Here is an 18,882-nt window from a genome sequence, read left to right on the forward strand (position 1 = left end):
TACCTTCTGGTGGTGGGAAATTGCTGTCAGGAGTCGCAGTCGCCGGGCAAGTCATCTTTGACTCCCTCAGCGAGGAATTCCGGGTCGAACAGAGTGCAGAAGTCGGGTTCGCGGTCACTGCCCGATGCCTCCACTCCGTCCTGCGCGGACAGGACAGACGCTGTGTCGAAGCCGCCGCCCCACGTGCCGACCGAGGACGCACGTTCGACCACTGCGGTGGCCGACTCGACGTCGAATCCCGTGTACGCCGCGTAGATCTCCGCGGCGGCAACAGGATCGGCCTCGATCGACGCGACCGCCTCGGTGTAGCCGGCGTTTATGGCTCGTACGACGCCGGGATTGCTTGCGGCGTAATCCTTCGTTGTGGTGATCGTCGACTGCAGGAACCGCGACATGTAGTCAGGGCTACTGACGATCAGCTTGAAGTCCTCCGGTCGCTGCTCGGCGACGATGGAGGGGACGAGGGCGATATCTACGTTGCCGGCTTCGAGCAGTGCAAACCCCTCGCCGATTCCGCCGGAGGCGACCCGCTCGATCTGGCCGGCGTCTACGCCCGCGAGTGAGGGAATGAGGCGGGTGAGGGCGTCGGAGGCCGAGTTGGGTCGGGTGTAGGCCCAACGGCGGACGTCCTCGATGGAGTTGATGTTGGGATTCGAGGCGAGCGCGTAGAAATTCATCGGATATGGCCCCTGCGTGCCACCGCCGACGATGCGGAGTTCGGAGCCGGCCGCGTCCGCCTGCACGATCGACGGGTAGCTGACTTCACCGATGGGGATGTTGCCGTCGAGCAGTGTGCGCATGGTCGCGCTACCGCCCTTGCCCGGCACGATGTTCTCCACGATCACACCGTGCTTCTCGAACAGTCCCTGCTTCTGCGCGACAAGCCAAGGGATGCTGTAGATTTCGGCCGCTGCCGAGACGGTGACATCGATCGTGACCGGGTTGTCGGGGTCCGCGTCGGGACCGGGATCGGATCCACAGGCCACCAATGCGGTGGACAGCGTCAGTGCTGCCATGATGGACGTGGCTCGGCGTAGTTGCATCTGCGTCCTCGCTGGATGATCGGCGTGACGGTGCCGAAGGGGAGTGTCGGCTGTCGCATGTTCTTCCGTAGTGAGACGTACGTAACAGCTATTTCCCACCTAAACATAAGATGTTTAGGGCGTCAAGGTGAGGTAAATTCGGACAACGCCCCGAAAATGGCCGAGCAACTCCTGCTAAAGATCTGATGTATGCGGTGGTATTGCCGAATGCCAGTCGGTCACCGATTGATAGCGCTCGCCGACGCCGAACAACGCACCCTCGCGGTGCGCCGCAGCGGTCAGTTGCGCTCCCACCGGCATTCCCGAGGACGGGTGGAATCCGACCGGCAGAGCCAGCGTCGGACCGTCGTGCAGAGACCACGGATACGTGAACTGACCCATCCGGCGTGAGAGAGCGACAACGTCGTCACCCCCGTCCCTCGGTGGAACGTCGACGGGCATGGCCGGGGTCAACACCACGTCGACCATCTCGAACGTGGTGGTCATGGCCTCGCGGAACCGATCACGGCCGGCGAGTGCACGGGCACGGTCGGACTCGGAGATGCTCAGGCCCAACGCTATTCGCTCACGGGTGGCGGGTTGGAAGCGGGAAGGCTCGGTGTCGAGCCGATGTCGATGGCAGCGAGCGAGGTCGCTGTACACGATCGTGTAGACGATGTCCTGGGCATTGGTGGCATGCCCCAGCTCGATGGGGACGATCTCGTACCCCAGTTCGGCGAACGTGCGCACCGCGGCCGCAACGGTCTGCGCGACGCCCGGGTCCACGTCTGCGGTGAGGAACACGGTGGGGACACCGATGCGTGTGACCTCCAAGGGCTCGGATGCGCTGGGGGACAGGACGTCGAACAGGGCTTTCACCTCGGTAACCGACCGCGCCATCGGGCCTACGGTGTCGAACTGCTCGCTCACCGGGAACACACCGTCGTTGCTGATCGATCCCCAGCTCGGGCGTAGACCGGTGATTCCGCACGCGGCGGCGGGGAGGCGAACCGACCCGCCGGTGTCGGTGCCCAGGGACGCGTCGACCAACCCGGCAGCGACGGCGATCCCCGAACCACCACTCGATCCGCCGGGCACCCGAGTGCGATTCCACGGGTTGTACGACGGTCCCGCAGCCGAGTTCTGCGAGGTGACGCCGACGGCGAACTCGGCCATGTTCAGTTTCGCGACCACCGACCCGCCTGCGCGTCGCAGACGGGTGACGACCTCGGCGTCCGCGGCAGCGACGTTGTCCTCGAAAAACTCCGACGCGCAGGTGGTCTCGACGCCGGCCACGTCGATGTTGTCCTTGACGCCGATGCGCAGGCCGGACAGGGGCCCCGGGGTGTCGTTCCGGTCGTCGATCCACCGGACGACACCGCCGAAGGTCCCGTCCTCGATCAGGCCGCGCTCCGGGCGCGCAGCTCGGCCGTCGCGTCCTCGTCGATCGTCCACGAATCGGTGTTCACGACCACACCGTAGTCGCGTCGAGCATCGTCCTCGGTGAGGTACTCGTCCCAGACGTCGCTGAGCACCTGGAAGGGGTCACGCTCGAACGGGTTACCGAAGCCACCGCCCGAGGGCAGTTTGATCTCCAGCGTCTCACCGGAACGAATCGTCTCCTGAGTGACCTTGGAGTACAACACTTCTTCACGATCGGTCCCGGCGTTCCTGGTGAACGAGCCGGACACGCCGTTGTGGCCACCGAGCGCTCCGGCCGGCGGATCCGACCGGTTGTCGGCCTCGGAACCGAGGAACGTATCGGTCTCCATCAACCACTTGCGCACACTGCCGATACCGCCGCGCCACTTGCCTGGTGCGGGAGCCTCGTCGCGCAGCTCGTAACGCAACGCGCGCATGGCGTGGTTGAGCTCGAGCTCCTCGATGGGGTTGTTACGCGTGTTGGCCATCAGGGCGTCGACGGCGTCCATCCCGTCCTTGCCGTTGCGGCCACCGTAGGAGCCCTCGTTGATTTCGATGTAGACCCAATAGGATTCGCCGTCCGGCGCGATGCCGGAATAGGCGATGGCGCACAGAGCGGCGGACGATCCCGCGATGGCGTGATCCGGAAGTACCGGGGCCAGAGCGAGATTGATCGAGTCGAACACCCGGTTCACCTGCGAGAATCGCGCGAAGCACGACGCGGGGAAGTCCGGGTTGAAGATCGTGCCCTCGGGGGCATAGGCCTTGACGGGCCTGAAGCACCCGTCGTTCTGGGGAACGAATTCCTCGGTCAGGTCCTCGTCGAGCAGAATCGTGCGAATGGCCGAGACGGCCACCGGTAGAACCGAACCCTCGAACGGGACGTTGAACGCGGTGGGCACCTGGCTGTTCGAGCCGGTGAGGTCGATGAGAATGTCCTCGCCTTCGACCTGCACCCGCACGGCCACCTTGAGCGGTTCGTCGCGGTTCTTACCGTCGTCGTCGAGGTAGCCGATGGGCGCGGTGTAGCTGCCGTCGGGAATCTCGCGAATTTTTTTACGCAGCATGGATTCGGAGTAGTCCATCCAGCGCTCGCCCGCGCTCATCACGGTGTCGAGGCCGTACTTCTCGAGGAGCTCGGTGAATCGTTTCTCCCCGATCCGCGAGCACGCGATCAACGCTTCGAGGTCGCCGCGGTTCTGCTCCGGTGTGCGGACGTTGTCGAGGATGTGCTGAATCAGATAGTCGTTGCGGACCCCGGCCTCGTAGATCTTCATCGAGTCCATCAACTTGCCCTCGGCCCACACGTCGACGACATCCATGCAGAGGCCGGGGAAGTTGCCGCCGACGTCGGACACGTGACCGGTACACCCGGCGAAGCCGATGTGCTCGCCCTGCCAGAAGATCGGAATGATCACGCCGTAATCGGGGGAGTGAGCCGCACCGTGGTACGGATGGTTGTGCAGCACCACATCTCCGGGCTTGTACGTTCCGGCGAGGCGACGGTTGACCCCTTTGATGTAGGCGGGAATCGAACCACAGTGCATCGGAGTCGAATCCGATTCGCACAGTTCGCGTCCGTTGATGTCGAAGATGCCCGCGCCGAGGTCCTCGGACTCGCGGATGAGCGAGGAGTACGCCATGCGGTAGAGCACCTGGGCCATCTCCTTGGCCATCGACTGCAGGGCTCCGCCGATGACGCGCAGCGTGATGGGATCGACCTCGACGTCGTTCCAGGTTCGAGTGGATTCGCCCGCCAGTGACACTCCGGTGGTGGGCATCAGCGCCTTGCTCATGCGGGGTTCCTCTCGATGATGATGTGGCCGACGGCGTCGACGGTGGCGTGCTGATTCATGCCGATGATCGTGGTGGAATCGAACTGCTCGACGATCGCAGGACCGTCGATCTCGTTGTTCGCCAACAACAACGACCGCTCGTAGACCGGGGTGTCCACCCACTGCGGCGCGGACGTCTCGTCCTGCCAGAACAGCGCCTGGGTGGTCGTCTTGATCGCGGCCGAGGAGTCGGCGGTACCCACGGCGATGTCGGCGATCTGCACGTGCGGGACCGCACCCACACCGGTGACACGGACGTTGATCAGCTGCACGGGCTTGTCGTCGAACCGCTGTGAGTAGGTGCGGCCGTGCACTTCGTGGAACGCCTCCGCGACGGTCTTGACCCACACGTCGTCGATCTCGCCGTCCGGCGCAGCGACGCGCAATTCGTAGCCCTGGCCGACGTAACGGCAGTCGACGCTGCGTTCGAGCGAAATGTTCTCGGCCGCAACACCGTCCTTCTCGAGCTGCGCGACGGCGAGGGCAGACAGACGCTCGACCTGCTCCTGCAGCAGTTCGATGTTCGGGTCCGCAGAAGACGTCCACACCGTCGTCGGCTCCTCGTAGCGGATGTCGGTGGTGAGCAGGCCGACGGCGGAAGTGATGCCGGGGTGACCGGGCACGATCACCCGGGGAATGCCGAGCTGGTCGGCGATCTGCCAGGCGAACAGCGGACCAGCGCCACCTTCGGCGATCAGTGAGAAGTCGCGCGGGTCATAGCCTTTGCGCACCGAGTGCAGGCTGATCGCCTCGGTCATGGAATGGGCGAGGATCTTGAAGATGCCCATCGCGGCGTCGTCGAGAGGGGTGTCGAGCTTGTCGGCGATGTGAGTCTGAATCGCTTCGCGCGCCAGCTCGGGCTTGACCTCCATGGTTCCGGACAGGAAGCTCTTCTCGCGTAGCCATCCCATCATCACCATGGCGTCGGTGGAGGTCGGTTCGGTGCCGCCGTGTCCGTAACAGGCCGGTCCGGGAACGGCACCCGCACTGCGTGGTCCGACGCGGAACATGCCGCCGTCGTCGACCACGGCGATGGATCCGCCGCCGGCACCGATGGTGTCGACCTCGGCCATCGGCACCATCGCGTGATAGTCACCGATTCGGGTGTCGAGCAGATGCTTCATGCGCAGCGCGCCGTCCGGGGCCACGCCGACATCCGCGGAGGTTCCGCCGACATCGAGTGTGATGACGCTGGGGTAACCGGACGCTTTGCCGATGGCGCAGCCACCGAGCAGGCCGGCGACCACACCGCTGGTCAGGAGTGAGACCGGGATTTCGCTGGCGCTGCGAGAAGTGACGAGTCCGCCGGCCGAGGTCATGAGGTGCACGTCTTCGCCGACCTGCGCGGCCTTAGCCTTGCCGGCGAGATTCTCGATGTACTTCGAGGTCTTCGGTCCGATGAAGGCGTTGAGTGCTGCGGTCGAGAAGCGTTCGTACTCTCGGTATTGCGGCGCGACCTCGCTGGAGAGGGAGATGAAGACGCCGGGGAACTCCTCCTCGATGATGGCTCTGACGCGTTGCTCATGAGTCGGATTGCGGTACGCGTGCAGGAATGCGACGGCGATGGCCTGCACGCCTCGCTCGCGCAGCAGGCGAACCTGTTCGCGCACAGCATCTTCGTCGAGCGGGGTCAGAATATTTCCTGCGGCATCGATGCGTTCCGGGACCACCCGCCGGTTGCGCCGTGGCACGAGCTGCCACTTCTGCCACGGAAGATCCTGGTAGTTCGAGTAATTGAGAGGACGCTTCTTGCGCGCGATGTGCAGCAAGTCGCGGAAACCCTCGGTGGTGATCATGCCGACGTCGCAACCGTTGTGCTCGAGCACGATGTTGGTGGCCACGGTGGTGCCGTGGAAGAACATGTCGATCTCGGACGGGTCGATCCCGGCGCGTTCGGCGAGGACCTTGATTCCGTCCATCGTGCCGATCGAGGGGTCGTGATTGGTGGACGGGGTCTTGTGCACGACGACCGTGCCGTCGTCGTCCCACAGGACGAGGTCGGTGAACGTGCCGCCGACGTCGACTCCAATGCGTTTCATGCTGCGTCCGTTCTGTCGGTGCCCGAGGGGAGCGGGAAGGCGTGCTCCGCGTGTCCTACGAAGTCGTGGGGTCACTGCTGAGGTGACTTCAGTCATAGTGCGGGTGATCGCAAGGAAAAGCAATACCTCTGATGTATTGCGTCGGCTTTGTCCAAATATCGGTCCTCGCCGGAGTCGATTTGCGTGTTTTCTCGCTAAAAGGCGGATGTATCGAAGGGTGCGATCTCTGCATCGCGGAGCGTCGGCCACGATAAGCTCGAGCCGACCGGTCAGTAAAAACAGTCGAGCGACATCAGGGGGAAGACGTGGCCCAATCGGCTCCGCTCAAGGCGACCGCCAAGAGCGTCCCCGCGTATGCGGTTCTCGCCGGCCATCTTCGGAGCCGCATTCTGTCCGGTGAGCTGCAACCGGGGGAGCGGCTGCCTGGCGAGGCCGAGCTCACCGCCGAGTTCGGCGTCGGCCGTAGCACCATTCGTGAAGCTCTCCGGTCCCTGGCCAGTCAGAACCTGATCGAGACGACCAGGGGAGTGACCGGAGGAAGCTTCGTCGCCGTCCCCAGCGTCGGACACATCAGTGAGCATCTGGAAACCGGTGTGGCCCTGATGGCCGCCGCCGAGACCGTCACCGTCGACCAGCTAATGGAAGTGCGCAACCTGATGGAGGTACCGGCCGCAGGCATCGCTGCGTTCCGCCGCACCGACGAGCATCTCGAGCAGCTCAACGCGACGATCTTCGACCCCAACGACGTGCAGGGGCCCGAGACCTTCGCCAAGAACCAGGAATTTCACCTCGTCTTGCTGCGCGCAGCCCACAACCCCTTGCTCGAGCTCATCACGGCTCCCGTCTTCCGTGTCCTGTCCGGCCGATTCGGCCGCGATCATGCACCCGATGGGTTCTGGCAATGCGTCGACAGCGACCACCGGGGACTGCTCGACGTGGTGGAGTCCGGTGACTCGATGGCTGCGATGGATCTGATGCGTAAGCATCTCGACCACCTCGGCGACTCGTACCGCCAGATGGATCGACTCCGCAACCCATAAACATCTGCTCTTTATCGAGTCGATTCAAGTGAAGTCTGCTGATTACCGGTTTTCTCGAACCCTTGACGGCGTAAACGTCTGATGTTTATGGTCTAGGTAAGGCACTCGCCAAACCGACACGAGGAGACACGGTGGCAATCCATCCGGCCGTTCTGGGGCGCTTCTTCGACGACTACACCGTGGGGGACGTCTACCAACATCCCTTCGGGCGGACGATCACGGAGACCGACAACACGTGGATCACGCTGCTGTCGCTCAACACCAACCAGAACCATTTCAACGCACACCTGGCATCGCAGAACCCCATCACCGATGGGAAGGTCATCGTCAACTCCGGCTTCACAGTCTCTGTGGTACTGGGACTTTCGGTGATCGACATGAGCCAGAACGCGATCTCGAACCTCGCCTTCACCGACATCAAGATGTCGCACCCGGTGTACGCAGGCGACACGCTCTACGCCGAAAGCATCTGCACCGGACTGCGTAAGTCCGAATCACGCCCCTACGCCGGCATAGTCTCGATGATCACTCGCGGCCTCAATCAAGATGGCGTCGAGGTTATTTCGTGGAAGCGCTCGGTCATGGTCGCCACCCGGGACAGCGGCATCGGGCAGAACTACTTCCCCGAAGCGCAGAACGGCCCGCTCAAACTTCCCCAGACTAAGGATTCCGACGCATGAGGCCACTCGAAGACGTCCGCATCATCTCGCTCGAGCAGTACGGCGCAGGCCCGTTCGGCAGCCTGCACCTCGCCGATCTGGGCGCGGATGTCATCAAGATCGAGGACCCCAGCGTCGGCGGCGACGTCGGACGCTACGTGCCGCCCTACAACGAGGGCGAGGACTCGCTGTTCTTCGAGAGCTTCAACCGCAACAAACGGTCTCTCTCCCTGGACCTTTCGACCCCGAGTGGCCGAGCGGTGTTCGAGGACCTCGTCCGTACCAGCGACGCGGTCTACTCCAACCTCCGTGGTGACGTGCCGGAGAAGATCGGCATCACCTACGACCAGCTCAAGCATCTCAATCCCGCGATCGTGTGCTGCAGTCTCACCGGTTTCGGCATGACCGGTCCGCGGTCGAAAGAGCCTGGCTACGACTACATCCTGCAGGGTCTCGCCGGCTGGATGAGCGTTACCGGCGACCCGGACGGCCCGCCCACCAAATCCGGTCTGTCGCTGGTCGATTACTCCGGTGGCTTCGTCGCCGCCATTTCGCTGCTGTCAGGACTGCACGCAGCCCGGCGCGACGGCATCGGCGGTGACTGCGACGTCTCGCTGTACGACACAGCGATGTCTCTGCTCACGTATCCCGCGACGTGGCATCTCAACGCCGGCTTCGAGCCGATCCGTACGAAGAACTCGGCGCACCCGTCCCTGGTGCCGTTCCAGGCCTTCGAGGCGACGGACGGTTGGCTCATCGTCGGCTGCGCGAAGGAGAAGTTCTGGGACCGGCTCGTCGTCGCCATCGATCGCCCGGACCTCGGTGCCGATCCGCGGTTCAGCAACTTCTCGCTGCGTGGCAAGCATCAGGACGTGCTGCTGCCGATCCTGGAAGAGGTGTTCGCCACGAATACCGTCGATCACTGGCTCTCGAAGCTCGGCCCTGCCGGGGTGCCTTCAGGTCCGATCAACGACGTCGAGCACGCACTCACCGAACCTCACACGCTCGCACGCAATCTCGTGGTCGAGACCGAGCACCCGGTCTACAACACGGTCCGTCAGGTCGCCTCACCGGTGAACTTCGGTTCCGAGGCCAAGCAGTACCGCCGAGCGCCGCAGCGCAACGAGCACTTCGACGACATCGTGCGCGAGCAACTGGGCTACGACGACGAACGCGTCGCGAAACTGAAGGCGGAGGGTGCCTTCGGTACGGCGAAGGACGAGGTTCGGGCGTGAGTTCGACGATCTTGGCAGAGTGGGCATCGAGTGTGACCGTTGCCGACCTGCCCGAGAACGTCCGGCACTCGGCGGCGCGACACCTTCTCGATGGCGTCGGCAATACCGTTGCGGCCCAACGTCTCGGCTACGGCCGACCGGGCTGGACAGTGGCCGACGCCCTCGGAGGCCCACCGGAGGCGCGGCCGCTCACCGGCACCCGAGGCCTGTCCGCACCGGCAGCCGCCTTCGCGACCGGGGTGATGCTGCATTCCCTGGACTTCGACGACACGCATGCGGGCGCACTGGTCCACGCGACGGCCGTATCTCTTCCTGCGGCATTTGCCGTCGGGCAGCAGGTATCGGCCTCTGGTGCAGACGTGCTGACCGCCGCCGCCCTCGGTCTCGAAACCGCCTGCCGCCTTGGTGAAGTGAGCCCGCACGGGTTTCACGCTCGGGGTGTTCATGCGACCGCAGCGGTGGGTCCGTTGACCGCCGCGCTCGTCGCCGGCCACCTCTCGAAGTTCGACACCGAAACACTGGTCAACGCCCTGGGCATCGCCGGGTCGTCCAGCTCGGGGCTGCTCGAGTTTCTCGATACCGACGCCGACACCAAGGCACTGCATCCCGGATCGGCGAGCATGAACGGTGTGCTGGCCGCCCGGCTCGCCGCTGCCGGTGCCACGGGACCGTCGTCGGTTCTCGAAGGTCGACGCGGCATCTACGCTGCGCTGACCGATCGGCCGACGAACTTCGCGGCGTTGACGGAGGGGCTCGGCACGCGGTGGGAAGCCACCCGCATCGGCATCAAGCCGTATCCGAGTTGCCAGCTGATGCACGTGACGCTCGACGCGGTATCGGAAGCACTCGCAGACAATACGGTTCACGTAGGCGAGATCGCCGACATCGAGGTCTTCGTGCACCCCGATTCGAGTCCCTTCGTGTGCGGCCCGAACACCGGGGTCGCGTCCCCGCGCAGCACCTACGACGGCAAGTTCGATCTGCCCTGGAGTGTGGCCGCGCTTCTGCACGACGGAGCGATCACCGTCTCGACCTACACCGACGAATCCATCGCGCGCGAGGACGTTCTCGTCACCGCCCGCAAGGTGCGGGTGACGAACCTCCCGTCCGAGGTTCCCGCGGCCGCCGCGTCGGGCAGGGCCGTTCTCACCCTCACCGACGGACGAGTGCTCGACGCCTCCGTCGGCGGCAGCCAAGGATCCGCCGGGTTCCCGCTGAGCGACGACCGTCTGCTGGACAAGTTTCTCGCCAACTGTGGCAACGACTCTCGTGCCACCGAATTGGCCGACCGCATCCTCGGGTTGGTCGACGAAACCGATTTGACCGCCATCCTCGACCTCGCCGCAGCCATCGCGCCGGCACCGTGACACTTCGATCGACGACACCCCAATCGACAGGACATCATCATGGACTTCACGTACGACGAGCAGCAGACGGCCTTCCGCAAAGCATTGCGCACCTTCGTCGACAAGGAAATCATCCCGGTCGCCAACGAGTGGGAGAAGACGGGCCGATACCCCACCGAGATCGTCGAGCACATGAAGGCCATGGGCCTGTTCGGCATCACGACCCCGGAGGAGTACGGCGGCCTCGACCTCGACAAGGTCTCGTTCACTTTGGTGTACGAGGAACTCGCCCGCGGATGGATGGGTGTCGCCGGAATTCTCGGTAGCCACAACCTCTCGTGCTGGATGATCGGCAAGCACGGTACCGACGAGCAGAAGAAGACACTGCTGCCCAAGCTTGCGACCGGTGAATGGCGTACGGGAGTCGGCCTGACCGAGCCCGGTGCCGGAACCGACCTGCAGGGCATCAAGACCACCGCCAAGCGCGACGGCGACCACTACGTCGTCAACGGTGCGAAGACCTGGATCACCAATGCCCGACACGCGAATGTGCTTCCGGTACTGGTCAAGACCGACACCACCACGACTCCCGCGCACAAGGGCATGTCGCTGCTACTGATCGACACCACGACCGACGGGTTCGAGGTGCAGCGCGACATGGGCAAGCTCGGCTACAAGGGCACCGAATCGTGTGAGATCACCTTCACCGATGTGCGCGTTCCCGTCGACGCAGTGCTCGGTGGGGTGGAGGGTCGGGGTCTGCAGCAAGCACTGTCGGGTCTCGAGATCGGCCGGCTGAACATTGCCGGCCGCAGCGTCGGCATCGCGCAGGCTGCCTATGACGCTGCCCTCGAATATGCGAAGCAGCGCACTGCATTCGGTCAGCCCATCGCCGAGTTCCAGGCCATTCAGCTCAAGATCGCCGACATCGCGACCCAGCTCCAGGCTGCGCGTCTGATGACGTACTGGGCTGCATCGCAGGCAGATTCGGGCAAGCGAGTGGACATGGAAGCCGGGATGGCGAAATACTTCGCCTCCGAGGCCGCGATCACAGCCAGCCTCGAAGCCATGCGTATACACGGTGGCTACGGCTACTCCACCGAGTTCGTCGTCGAGCGTCTTTACCGCGATGCTCCCCTCATGGCCATCGGCGAGGGCACCAACGACATCATGCGGACCGTCATCGCCAAGTCCCTCGTAGCGGGAACGGGTGTCATCGGATGAGGTCGGCTCTGACTTACCTCTACGTTCCCGGGGACGTGCCGGAGCGCTTCGACAAAGCTTTGGCATCGGGCACGGACGCGGTGGTGCTGGATCTCGAGGACGCCGTCACCGCGGCAAACAAGGATCACGCTCGCGCGACGGTTGCTGCGTGGGTTGCCGCCTGCGATCCGGGTGACGTGCAGATTTGGGTGCGGGTGAATCCGGGGCCGTTGCAGGAGGCCGATATTCGCGCGGTCCTGCACCCGAACTTGACGGGCATCTGGCTGCCGAAGGTGTCGTCGGCTCGCGAGGTGGAGCAGGCCGACGCTCTACTGAGTGGCAGTGACGCGGTGGTCTCGCCTCTCATCGAGACTGCCGCGGGAGTGTTCGCGGCTCTAGAGATTGCCCGTGCCCCGCGGGTCAAGTTTCTTCAGATCGGGGAGGTGGACCTGGCCGCCGATCTGGGTGTCGACGGCTCCGCCGAGTCGCTGTCGTTCGTGCGAGCGCAGGTGGTCGCAGCCAGCGTGGCGGCGGGAATCGATCCGCCGCCTGCAGCGGTGTCGCGAAACTTCCGCGACGCCGAGGCGTTCGAGGTCGACACTCGCGCTCTGGCCGGTCTCGGATTCGTCGGTCGTGCGTGTATTCATCCGGCTCAACTCGCCCCCGTGCAAACGGTTTTCGTGCCGTCCGAGGACGAGGTACGAGAAGCCGAGGAACTGTTGGCAGATTTGGCACGCGCCACTTCGGGTGTGGCTGTGGACAGCAAGGGATTCCTGATCGACGAGGCTGTAGCCCGAACCGCTCGTCGAGTCGTGGAGCGGGGTGCCGCGCGGGAGACGATCAGTAGCTGACGTCAGCCGAAGGCGATGTGAAGCCCCACGCTTGCTGTGGCTCCACCGGCGCTGAGGATGAAGTTGTGTCGTCCCTCATCACGGAAGACCATCTGCATCGGGAGGAACCAGAATCGATTCTCGCCAGTGAAGCCGGCACCGGGGATCTGCAGGCCCCGCTGATTCACGATGTGTTCGCCCTTCGCGTCGAGCACCTCGAGCGTCGCAGGGAAGTCCTTACCGATGTCGTCGGGCCCGGTTTGTAGCAAGGCGACCAGACGGCATTCGAGCATGCGGGTATCGCGCGGGACGGTGCAGGTATCCCATACACCGCCGAGGATGTCGAGCATGTCTTCGCTGACGCGTGCGTACTCCGCGAAGAACAATCCGGTGATGATCATCGGCGTCGGCTACCTCTCTTCGATGGACACTGGCTTCGCGGTGGAGTGTCGACAACCCTAAGCGGCTAAGGATCCATCTGCTGACGCAGCGCCGCGTCGATGCAGAACCATCGTCAGTGCAATGGCGACCACGATGCCGATCAACGGCGGGATACCAATTTCCAGTTCCCCGGACAACCACGCGAGGAAGGCCGCGAAGGCGTAGACCGCGAGATGTCGCCAGTGCACCAGCGGGGGAGTGTGTCCCTCGGGAAGGCCCTGACGCCAGCGGCACAGGAAGTCTCCGATGAGTACACCGCCCAACGGGGGAATGAAAGTGCCGAGCAGGCTCAGGTAGTCGACCAGATGGTTGTGCACACCGACGAGCGCGAGCACGGTCCCGATGACGCAGCCGCCGATGATGAACGGTGCCTTGCGGGGATGCCGGAACATTTCCGCGCCGGCAACACCGAAGGCATAAGCGGTGTCGGCGTTGCTCTTCCACAAGTTGCCGAACAGCAGAATCAAGCCCCAGCCTACGAGCCCCAGGTTGTAGAGAACCAGAACGAAATCGCCTTCACCGAACGTGATTGCTCCGATCGCTCCGAAGAGAATCATCATTCCGTTGCCGACGAGGAACCCGATGATGCACGCCCACGCCGCTTGCGACCCGGATCGCGCGAATCGAGTCCAGTTGGGTGCCTGGGTCCCCGCGGAGACGAAAGTGCCGACGACCGTCGTGATGGCGAGCGTGACCGTCATGGTCGTCGTGGGTGCGATCGACGTCAGACCGGAGAACCCACCGACCTCGTCGAGAGAGCGGGAGACCACCCAACATGCCAAGGCAATAATCAATGGCGTCGACACGACCGAGACCCAGTACATCCCGCGGTATCCGTAGCAGGCGGTGATGCACATGAGGATGCTCGCACCGATCATGACCGCCGCCCGCGCGGCATACGACTCCCACCCCAAAGCCTGCGAGGTGAGCTCACCGATGGTGCCGATGATGACGCCATACCAACCAATCTGCGTACCACCGAGGAGCAACGACGCGAGCTTGGATCCGCGGGTGCCGAAGCTGTACCGCGCCATGAGCACGGTCGTCAAACCTGTACGTGCACCGGCAAATCCCATCATGGCCACGTACGCGCCCAGAATCGCCGAGCCGGCGACGATCACCAGGATGAGGGTCCAGAAACTGAACGCCGTGCCGAGTGCAGCGCCGGCCAGCATTGTCGGCGTGAAGATGGTGAAGCCCAGCAGAACGATGGCCAACGAGAAGAACGGCTTGCGGGCACTGCGGGGCACGGGCGTGACGGGGTAGTCCAGGTCTACCGGTTCGTCGGCCTTCTGTGCGGTGGACTCGTGATCGGCTCGGTTGCTCATGCCTCCTCGCCGATGTCTTCGAGCCACAGGCCCGGGCGCTCCGCCAACATGCGTTCCATGAGCTGCAGACAGGCGGGGTCGTCGACGACGTCGAGCTGTACTCCATGCTCGCGCAACAGACTCTCCGACATCTCGAAGGAGCGGTTCTCGCCGATGACGATTCGCGGAATCTCGTACAGCAATGCGGTTCCCGCGCACATGAAGCACGGGGACAGGGTGGTGTAGAGAACGGATTTGCGGTACGCCGAAGCCGGCAGCCGCCCCGCTCGCTCGATGCAGTCGGTTTCGCCGTGACGAATTGCGCTGTCCATCTGCACGCGTCGGTTCCGTCCCACCGCAAGTACTTCGCCGTCGTGCACGAGTGCCGCGCCGATGGGAACGCCGCCCTCCTCCCAGCCGATCTGTGCCTGTTCGATGGCAAGTCCGAGGAAGTACTCGTCGGTGTGCGCGGGATCGGTCAAGGGGTCCTCCTGAAGCGTCTACGAACGGTAAGGGTGATGCGTGTCATCAGTCGACCAGGCCTCGCACAGATTGCCAAGGGACAACGTGTCACTCGAGCAATAGTCGATCTGGAGCACTGTGTCCCGTCGGCGGAGCATGAACGAATGCTGCCGACTCTGCGAAACGTTCTGGCGCTGCCGTCTTTCGAAGCGGCTGCTGTCGAGATACTCACGGGCTCACCCGACACTGGGGTCGTCCGCTGGGTGCACTCGTCCGAGGTCTACGAGATGGGCGGCTTGCTGTCGGGCGGAGAGCTGTTGTTGACCACCGGACTCGGCCTCCAGGGACGATCGGCCCAGCAGCTGACCGCCTACGTCGACCAACTGGCCGACGCGGGATGTGCCGCTCTCGCAATGGAAGTCGGGCGCTCATTTCTCGTGGCACCGCCGGAATTGGTCGAGGCCGCGCGTCGCCGAGGGGTGGCGTTCTTGACGCTGCACACGATCGTCCCCTTCGAGCGGATGGTCGAGGACTTCCACGACCTCGTGATGAGGCGCCGGCTCGGAATGCAGCGCACCGGCGAGCCGGTCTGGCATCAGCTCATGGACCTCGTCGTGGCGGGGCAGGGCATGACTGCCCTACTCGACGCGATCGCACGGCTGGCCGGCTGTGGCGTCGATCTGCTCGACGCGGAGGGCCGCGTCGTCGAACACAACGCTACCGCTGCACCGCGATCGGCCGATGAAAAAACGGTCCTCGACGTGCGCGGACCCGCGGGCTCGCTCGGTCGGCTCGTGCTGGCCGGACGGACCACTGCACGGCGCTCGGCCATCGGTCACTGCGCGGCCGTCGCGGTAGCTCTGGAACTCGGTCGACATCCCGGCCTCGGTCCCCGACAGTCCCGTGCACAGGCCGTGATCACCGATCTCGTGGGAGGCACGTCGACCTCACACGGTGACCTCGTCGAGCGCCTCGGCGCAGCCGGTTGGGCACTCACCGAAGGCCACCATGTTCTGGTGGCCGCCGTCGACGTCGATCAACGAACTCCGGCGCGCGAGCTGTTGATTCCGGTTCGAGAGGCGGTCGAGTCCGTCCTCGGGCGGTGTTTGGTCGGGGTGGCTGCGAACCACGTCGTCGTGCTCGCTCAGGGCTGGGTGCAGCCGTCGCCTGCGCGAGTTCGCTCCGCGTTCAGTGAGATCGAGGCTCTGCTCCGCGGCGGATCTCATGGTTCATCATTGCGCACGATCGGTGCGTCGGCTCCGGTCCTCGGGTTGTCTCATGTCTCCGATGCGATCGGCCGAGCGCGTGAGGTGGTCCAGATCGCGCGGCGCTTCGGAACTCGCACCGGTGTTCTTTGCGCTCGCGATGTCGGTGTTCAACGGTTGCTGGGCGCGTGCGTACCGGCCATGATCACGGAGTTCGTCACCGAACAGCTCGGAGACGTGATCGCTTTCGACACCGAGCACTCTGCCGATCTCGTGCGAACCCTCGATGCCTTCGTGGCGAACGGCGGTAGTAAAGCCCAGACCGCGATCGGACTGGGCATCAGGCGACAGTCTCTCTACGCCCGGTTGTCGCGACTCGACACGCTCCTGGGCACCTCGCTCGATGATCCGACGCACCTGGCCGGTCTGGGACTCGCTCTGACGGCGTGGCGTATGCAGACAGGTGTTGACCCGCAGGCCGCATTCGCGCGTACATCGCGCTGCGGAAGCTGACCCCACTCGATCGGAAACGTCGTGGATCCAGTCCTGTGAGGCCCCAACCTGTGTGCCCATCTCTCGTCCTTCATTGTTACGGTCATATTTCACATTCCTCACATAGGAGACGCACGAGTGTCGACGCGAGACCAGATCGAGACGATCTACCAGCAAGTTCGCGCGCGGAACGCGGGGGAGCCCGAGTTCCATCAAGCGGTGACCGAGGTGTTCGACTCGCTTCGAGTGGTCGTCGATCGCAGTCCGGGTTACGCCGACGCCGGGTTGATCGAGCGTTTGTGTGAGCCGGAGCGTCAGATCATCTTCCGTGTTCCGTGGGTGGACGACGCCGGCGCAGTGCACGTCAACCGTGGATTCCGAGTGCAGTACAACAGCGCCCTGGGGCCGTACAAGGGTGGATTGCGGTTCCACTCCAGCGTCAACCTGGGCATCGTCAAGTTCCTGGGTTTCGAGCAGATCTTCAAGAACGCACTGACCGGGCTCCCCATCGGCGGCGGCAAAGGCGGCTCCGACTTCGACCCCAAGGGACGATCCGAGGCCGAGATCATGCGGTTCTGCCAGTCCTTCATGACCGAGCTGCATCGCCACATCGGCGAGTACACCGATGTGCCCGCCGGCGACATCGGCGTCGGTGGCCGCGAAATCGGTTATCTCTTCGGGCAATACAAGCGTCTGACCAACTCCTACGAATCCGGCGTGTTGACCGGCAAAGGCACCTCGTGGGGTGGTTCGCAGGTACGCCGGGAAGCCACCGGCTACGGCGTCGCCTATTTCGTCGCAGACATGCTCGAGACGCTCGGCACCTCACTGGATGGCAAGACCGCCGTCGTGTCCGGGTCCGGAAACGTCGCCATCTACGCGATCGAGAAGGTGCATCAACTTGGCGGCACGGTGATCGCATGCTCGGATTCCTCGGGCTACATCGTCGACTCCAACGGCATCGACCTCGAACTGCTCAAAGACATCAAAGAGGTGCGACGCGAACGCATCAGTGCGTATTGCGAGACCGTCGACGGAGCATCGTTCATCGAAAACGGCTCGATCTGGGATGTGCCGTGCCAGGTAGCAATGCCGTCGGCCACGCAGAACGAACTCGATGCCGACGCGGCGAAAGTCCTCGTCTCCAATGGCGTGAAGGTGGTGGCCGAAGGGGCCAACATGCCGACCACACCGGACGCCGTCCAGATCTTCCGCGACGCCTCGGTCGCGTTCGCACCTGGCAAGGCGGCCAATGCCGGAGGAGTTGCAACCTCCGCTCTCGAGATGCAGCAGAACGCATCTCGTGACTCGTGGAGTTTCGAGTACACCGACGAACGCCTCGCAGCGATAATGCACGGAATCCATCACCGAACGATCGCGACCGCCGAGGAGTACGGCAAGCCGGGCGACTACGTCCACGGCGCGAACATCGCCGGTTTCATCAAAGTCGCCGACGCGATGATCGCTCTCGGCATCGTCTAGAGCACCGCCCGCATCACCGACTGGCTTTTTATTTTCTTTCGGCTACAGTCGGCTGCACGAGCTCGAACCGAAAGAAGGTGTGTCGCTGTGATCCCCGATGGAGCAGAGGTGCGGTAGCGTTCGCGCTTTCGTCACCTCGTTCGATCCTCGGTCCCTCGACTCCGTCCTGGACCCGATTGCAGCGCCATCTTTTTCGATCACCGGCCGTTCTCATCGCGCTCGATTTCGCCTGTCCGTCGGCGTATCGAGAAACAGCGGTCATCGAATAATCATCTCGAATCGACGGCGCAGTTCTGCGTCCGTGCATCGCACAATGACGTGCTGCCCGAGCACTCTCACAACTCCAGTCACACAGGAGAAGCCGTGACCACTATCGATCACCTGCCGTTCGACACACCCGCACCCCGTGAGCAACAACTGTCGGAGCTGCTGGAGAGCCGAGTGATGGCTTTCAACAACGTTCTGGTGCAACGTGCTTCGGGTGACCTGGACAACAACGACGCGTACCACCGCGCTCGCGCCGAGCTGCAGCGCATCGATCGCACAATCGCAGAAGTGAAAAGCCGCATCGCAGAATCGGACGCATCGAAAACCATCGACCGCGATATCGCCGGCCCAGGATCTGCTGTCACCGTCATGTTCGATGGTGACGAGAAGGACGTGGACACCTTCGTTCTGGTCGAACGCGCGATGGAGAGCAGCGACCGAAGCTGCTCGATCGCTTCACCTTTGGGCGCTGCCTTGGACGGGAGTCGAGTGCGTGACGTACGCACGTACTCGCTCCCCTCCGGTGCCGAAAGCGCAGTGACGATCCTGGGCATCACCTGGCCGTGAGGGTGTTGCAGTGGCCTGCTAGTCGAGA

At 63.8% G+C, this 18,882-nt stretch carries 16 protein-coding genes; 9 read left to right on the forward strand and 7 right to left on the reverse strand.

The annotated features are described in order from the left end of the window. Positions 1 to 26: 26 nt before the first annotated feature. From QM588_RS18395 to QM588_RS18410, 4 genes are all read right to left on the reverse strand, one after another. Positions 27 to 1,043, reverse strand: coding sequence for an ABC transporter substrate-binding protein (locus QM588_RS18395; protein WP_283315444.1), 1,017 nt, complete (start codon positions 1,041 to 1,043; stop codon positions 27 to 29). Positions 1,044 to 1,217: 174 nt separating this feature from the next. Continuing rightward, on the reverse strand, positions 1,218 to 2,477 hold the full coding sequence (locus QM588_RS18400; RefSeq protein ID WP_283315445.1) for an amidase: 1,260 nt from the start codon (positions 2,475 to 2,477) through the stop codon (positions 1,218 to 1,220). After that, positions 2,423 to 4,240 (reverse strand): hydantoinase B/oxoprolinase family protein, encoded by a 1,818-nt coding sequence (locus tag QM588_RS18405; protein WP_094623206.1) that lies wholly within the window; start codon positions 4,238 to 4,240, stop codon positions 2,423 to 2,425. Before QM588_RS18405 ends, QM588_RS18400 begins: the two co-directional genes overlap by 55 nt. Beyond that, positions 4,237 to 6,318, reverse strand: coding sequence for a hydantoinase/oxoprolinase family protein (locus QM588_RS18410; protein ID WP_032399111.1), 2,082 nt, complete (start codon positions 6,316 to 6,318; stop codon positions 4,237 to 4,239). The genes QM588_RS18405 and QM588_RS18410 overlap by 4 nt, the downstream gene beginning before the upstream one ends. A gap of 305 nt (positions 6,319 to 6,623) precedes the next feature. On the opposite strand from QM588_RS18410, the gene QM588_RS18415 reads away from it, so the two are divergent. From QM588_RS18415 to QM588_RS18440, 6 genes are all read left to right on the forward strand, one after another. Beyond that, positions 6,624 to 7,358, forward strand: a complete 735-nt coding sequence (locus QM588_RS18415) for a FadR/GntR family transcriptional regulator (RefSeq protein ID WP_032399112.1) — start codon at positions 6,624 to 6,626, stop codon at positions 7,356 to 7,358. A 131-nt stretch (positions 7,359 to 7,489) separates the two neighbouring features. Next, a complete protein-coding gene (locus QM588_RS18420) occupies positions 7,490 to 8,038 on the forward strand; it encodes a MaoC family dehydratase (RefSeq protein ID WP_283315450.1) in 549 nt (182 codons plus the stop codon). Then, positions 8,035 to 9,252, forward strand: a complete 1,218-nt coding sequence (locus QM588_RS18425; RefSeq protein ID WP_094666494.1) for a CaiB/BaiF CoA transferase family protein — start codon at positions 8,035 to 8,037, stop codon at positions 9,250 to 9,252. Before QM588_RS18420 ends, QM588_RS18425 begins: the two co-directional genes overlap by 4 nt. Continuing rightward, a complete protein-coding gene (locus QM588_RS18430) occupies positions 9,249 to 10,619 on the forward strand; it encodes an MmgE/PrpD family protein (protein WP_283315453.1) in 1,371 nt (456 codons plus the stop codon). The genes QM588_RS18425 and QM588_RS18430 overlap by 4 nt, the downstream gene beginning before the upstream one ends. A 39-nt stretch (positions 10,620 to 10,658) precedes the next feature. Then, positions 10,659 to 11,822 (forward strand): acyl-CoA dehydrogenase family protein, encoded by a 1,164-nt coding sequence (locus QM588_RS18435; protein WP_032384865.1) that lies wholly within the window; start codon positions 10,659 to 10,661, stop codon positions 11,820 to 11,822. Next, complete coding sequence (locus QM588_RS18440) at positions 11,819 to 12,652, forward strand: HpcH/HpaI aldolase/citrate lyase family protein (RefSeq protein ID WP_283315457.1); 834 nt, start codon at positions 11,819 to 11,821, stop codon at positions 12,650 to 12,652. Before QM588_RS18435 ends, QM588_RS18440 begins: the two co-directional genes overlap by 4 nt. A 2-nt stretch (positions 12,653 to 12,654) precedes the next feature. Here QM588_RS18440 and QM588_RS18445 read toward each other — a convergent pair whose 3' ends face one another. From QM588_RS18445 to QM588_RS18455, 3 genes are read right to left on the reverse strand one after another with little or no spacing between them, the layout of a single operon-like run. Next, the gene (locus QM588_RS18445) at positions 12,655 to 13,032 is read right to left on the reverse strand and encodes a DUF6941 family protein (protein ID WP_222059264.1); all 378 of its coding nucleotides are present in this window, start codon (positions 13,030 to 13,032) and stop codon (positions 12,655 to 12,657) included. Positions 13,033 to 13,089: 57 nt separating this feature from the next. Beyond that, entirely contained in the window at positions 13,090 to 14,400 is a 1,311-nt protein-coding gene (codB, locus tag QM588_RS18450; RefSeq protein ID WP_283315460.1) for a cytosine permease, read from the reverse strand. Next, positions 14,397 to 14,861, reverse strand: a complete 465-nt coding sequence (locus QM588_RS18455) for a nucleoside deaminase (protein ID WP_283315462.1) — start codon at positions 14,859 to 14,861, stop codon at positions 14,397 to 14,399. Before QM588_RS18455 ends, codB begins: the two co-directional genes overlap by 4 nt. Before the next feature lie 144 nt (positions 14,862 to 15,005). Between QM588_RS18455 and QM588_RS18460 the strand changes: the two genes are divergently transcribed. From QM588_RS18460 to QM588_RS18470, 3 genes are all read left to right on the forward strand, one after another. Continuing rightward, positions 15,006 to 16,559, forward strand: a complete 1,554-nt coding sequence (locus QM588_RS18460; RefSeq protein ID WP_283315464.1) for a helix-turn-helix domain-containing protein — start codon at positions 15,006 to 15,008, stop codon at positions 16,557 to 16,559. 117 nt (positions 16,560 to 16,676) lie between these two features. After that, positions 16,677 to 18,020 (forward strand): NADP-specific glutamate dehydrogenase, encoded by a 1,344-nt coding sequence (gdhA, locus tag QM588_RS18465; protein WP_283315466.1) that lies wholly within the window; start codon positions 16,677 to 16,679, stop codon positions 18,018 to 18,020. Between the two features lie 363 nt (positions 18,021 to 18,383). Then, positions 18,384 to 18,854 carry a GreA/GreB family elongation factor gene (locus QM588_RS18470; RefSeq protein ID WP_155288834.1) on the forward strand — a complete coding sequence of 157 codons (471 nt, stop codon included), beginning with the start codon at positions 18,384 to 18,386 and terminating at the stop codon, positions 18,852 to 18,854. Positions 18,855 to 18,882: the final 28 nt, after the last annotated feature.

Origin of the sequence: Rhodococcus sp. IEGM 1354 (assembly GCF_030056855.1) — a bacterium.
Taxonomy (GTDB): Bacteria; Actinomycetota; Actinomycetes; order Mycobacteriales; family Mycobacteriaceae; genus Rhodococcoides.

What these genes read in the sequence shown, in the direction of transcription:
- QM588_RS18440 (WP_283315457.1), top strand. Translation starts at nt 11,819, where the DNA reads ATGAGGTCGGCTCTGACTTACCTCTACGTTCCCGGGGACGTGCCGGAG.
- QM588_RS18445 (WP_222059264.1), bottom strand. Translation starts at nt 13,032, where the DNA reads ATGATCATCACCGGATTGTTCTTCGCGGAGTACGCACGCGTCAGCGAA.
- QM588_RS18410 (WP_032399111.1), bottom strand. Translation starts at nt 6,318, where the DNA reads ATGAAACGCATTGGAGTCGACGTCGGCGGCACGTTCACCGACCTCGTC.
- codB (WP_283315460.1), bottom strand. Translation starts at nt 14,400, where the DNA reads ATGAGCAACCGAGCCGATCACGAGTCCACCGCACAGAAGGCCGACGAA.
- QM588_RS18435 (WP_032384865.1), top strand. Translation starts at nt 10,659, where the DNA reads ATGGACTTCACGTACGACGAGCAGCAGACGGCCTTCCGCAAAGCATTG.
- QM588_RS18425 (WP_094666494.1), top strand. Translation starts at nt 8,035, where the DNA reads ATGAGGCCACTCGAAGACGTCCGCATCATCTCGCTCGAGCAGTACGGC.
- QM588_RS18460 (WP_283315464.1), top strand. Translation starts at nt 15,006, where the DNA reads ATGCTGCCGACTCTGCGAAACGTTCTGGCGCTGCCGTCTTTCGAAGCG.
- QM588_RS18395 (WP_283315444.1), bottom strand. Translation starts at nt 1,043, where the DNA reads ATGCAACTACGCCGAGCCACGTCCATCATGGCAGCACTGACGCTGTCC.
- QM588_RS18405 (WP_094623206.1), bottom strand. Translation starts at nt 4,240, where the DNA reads ATGAGCAAGGCGCTGATGCCCACCACCGGAGTGTCACTGGCGGGCGAA.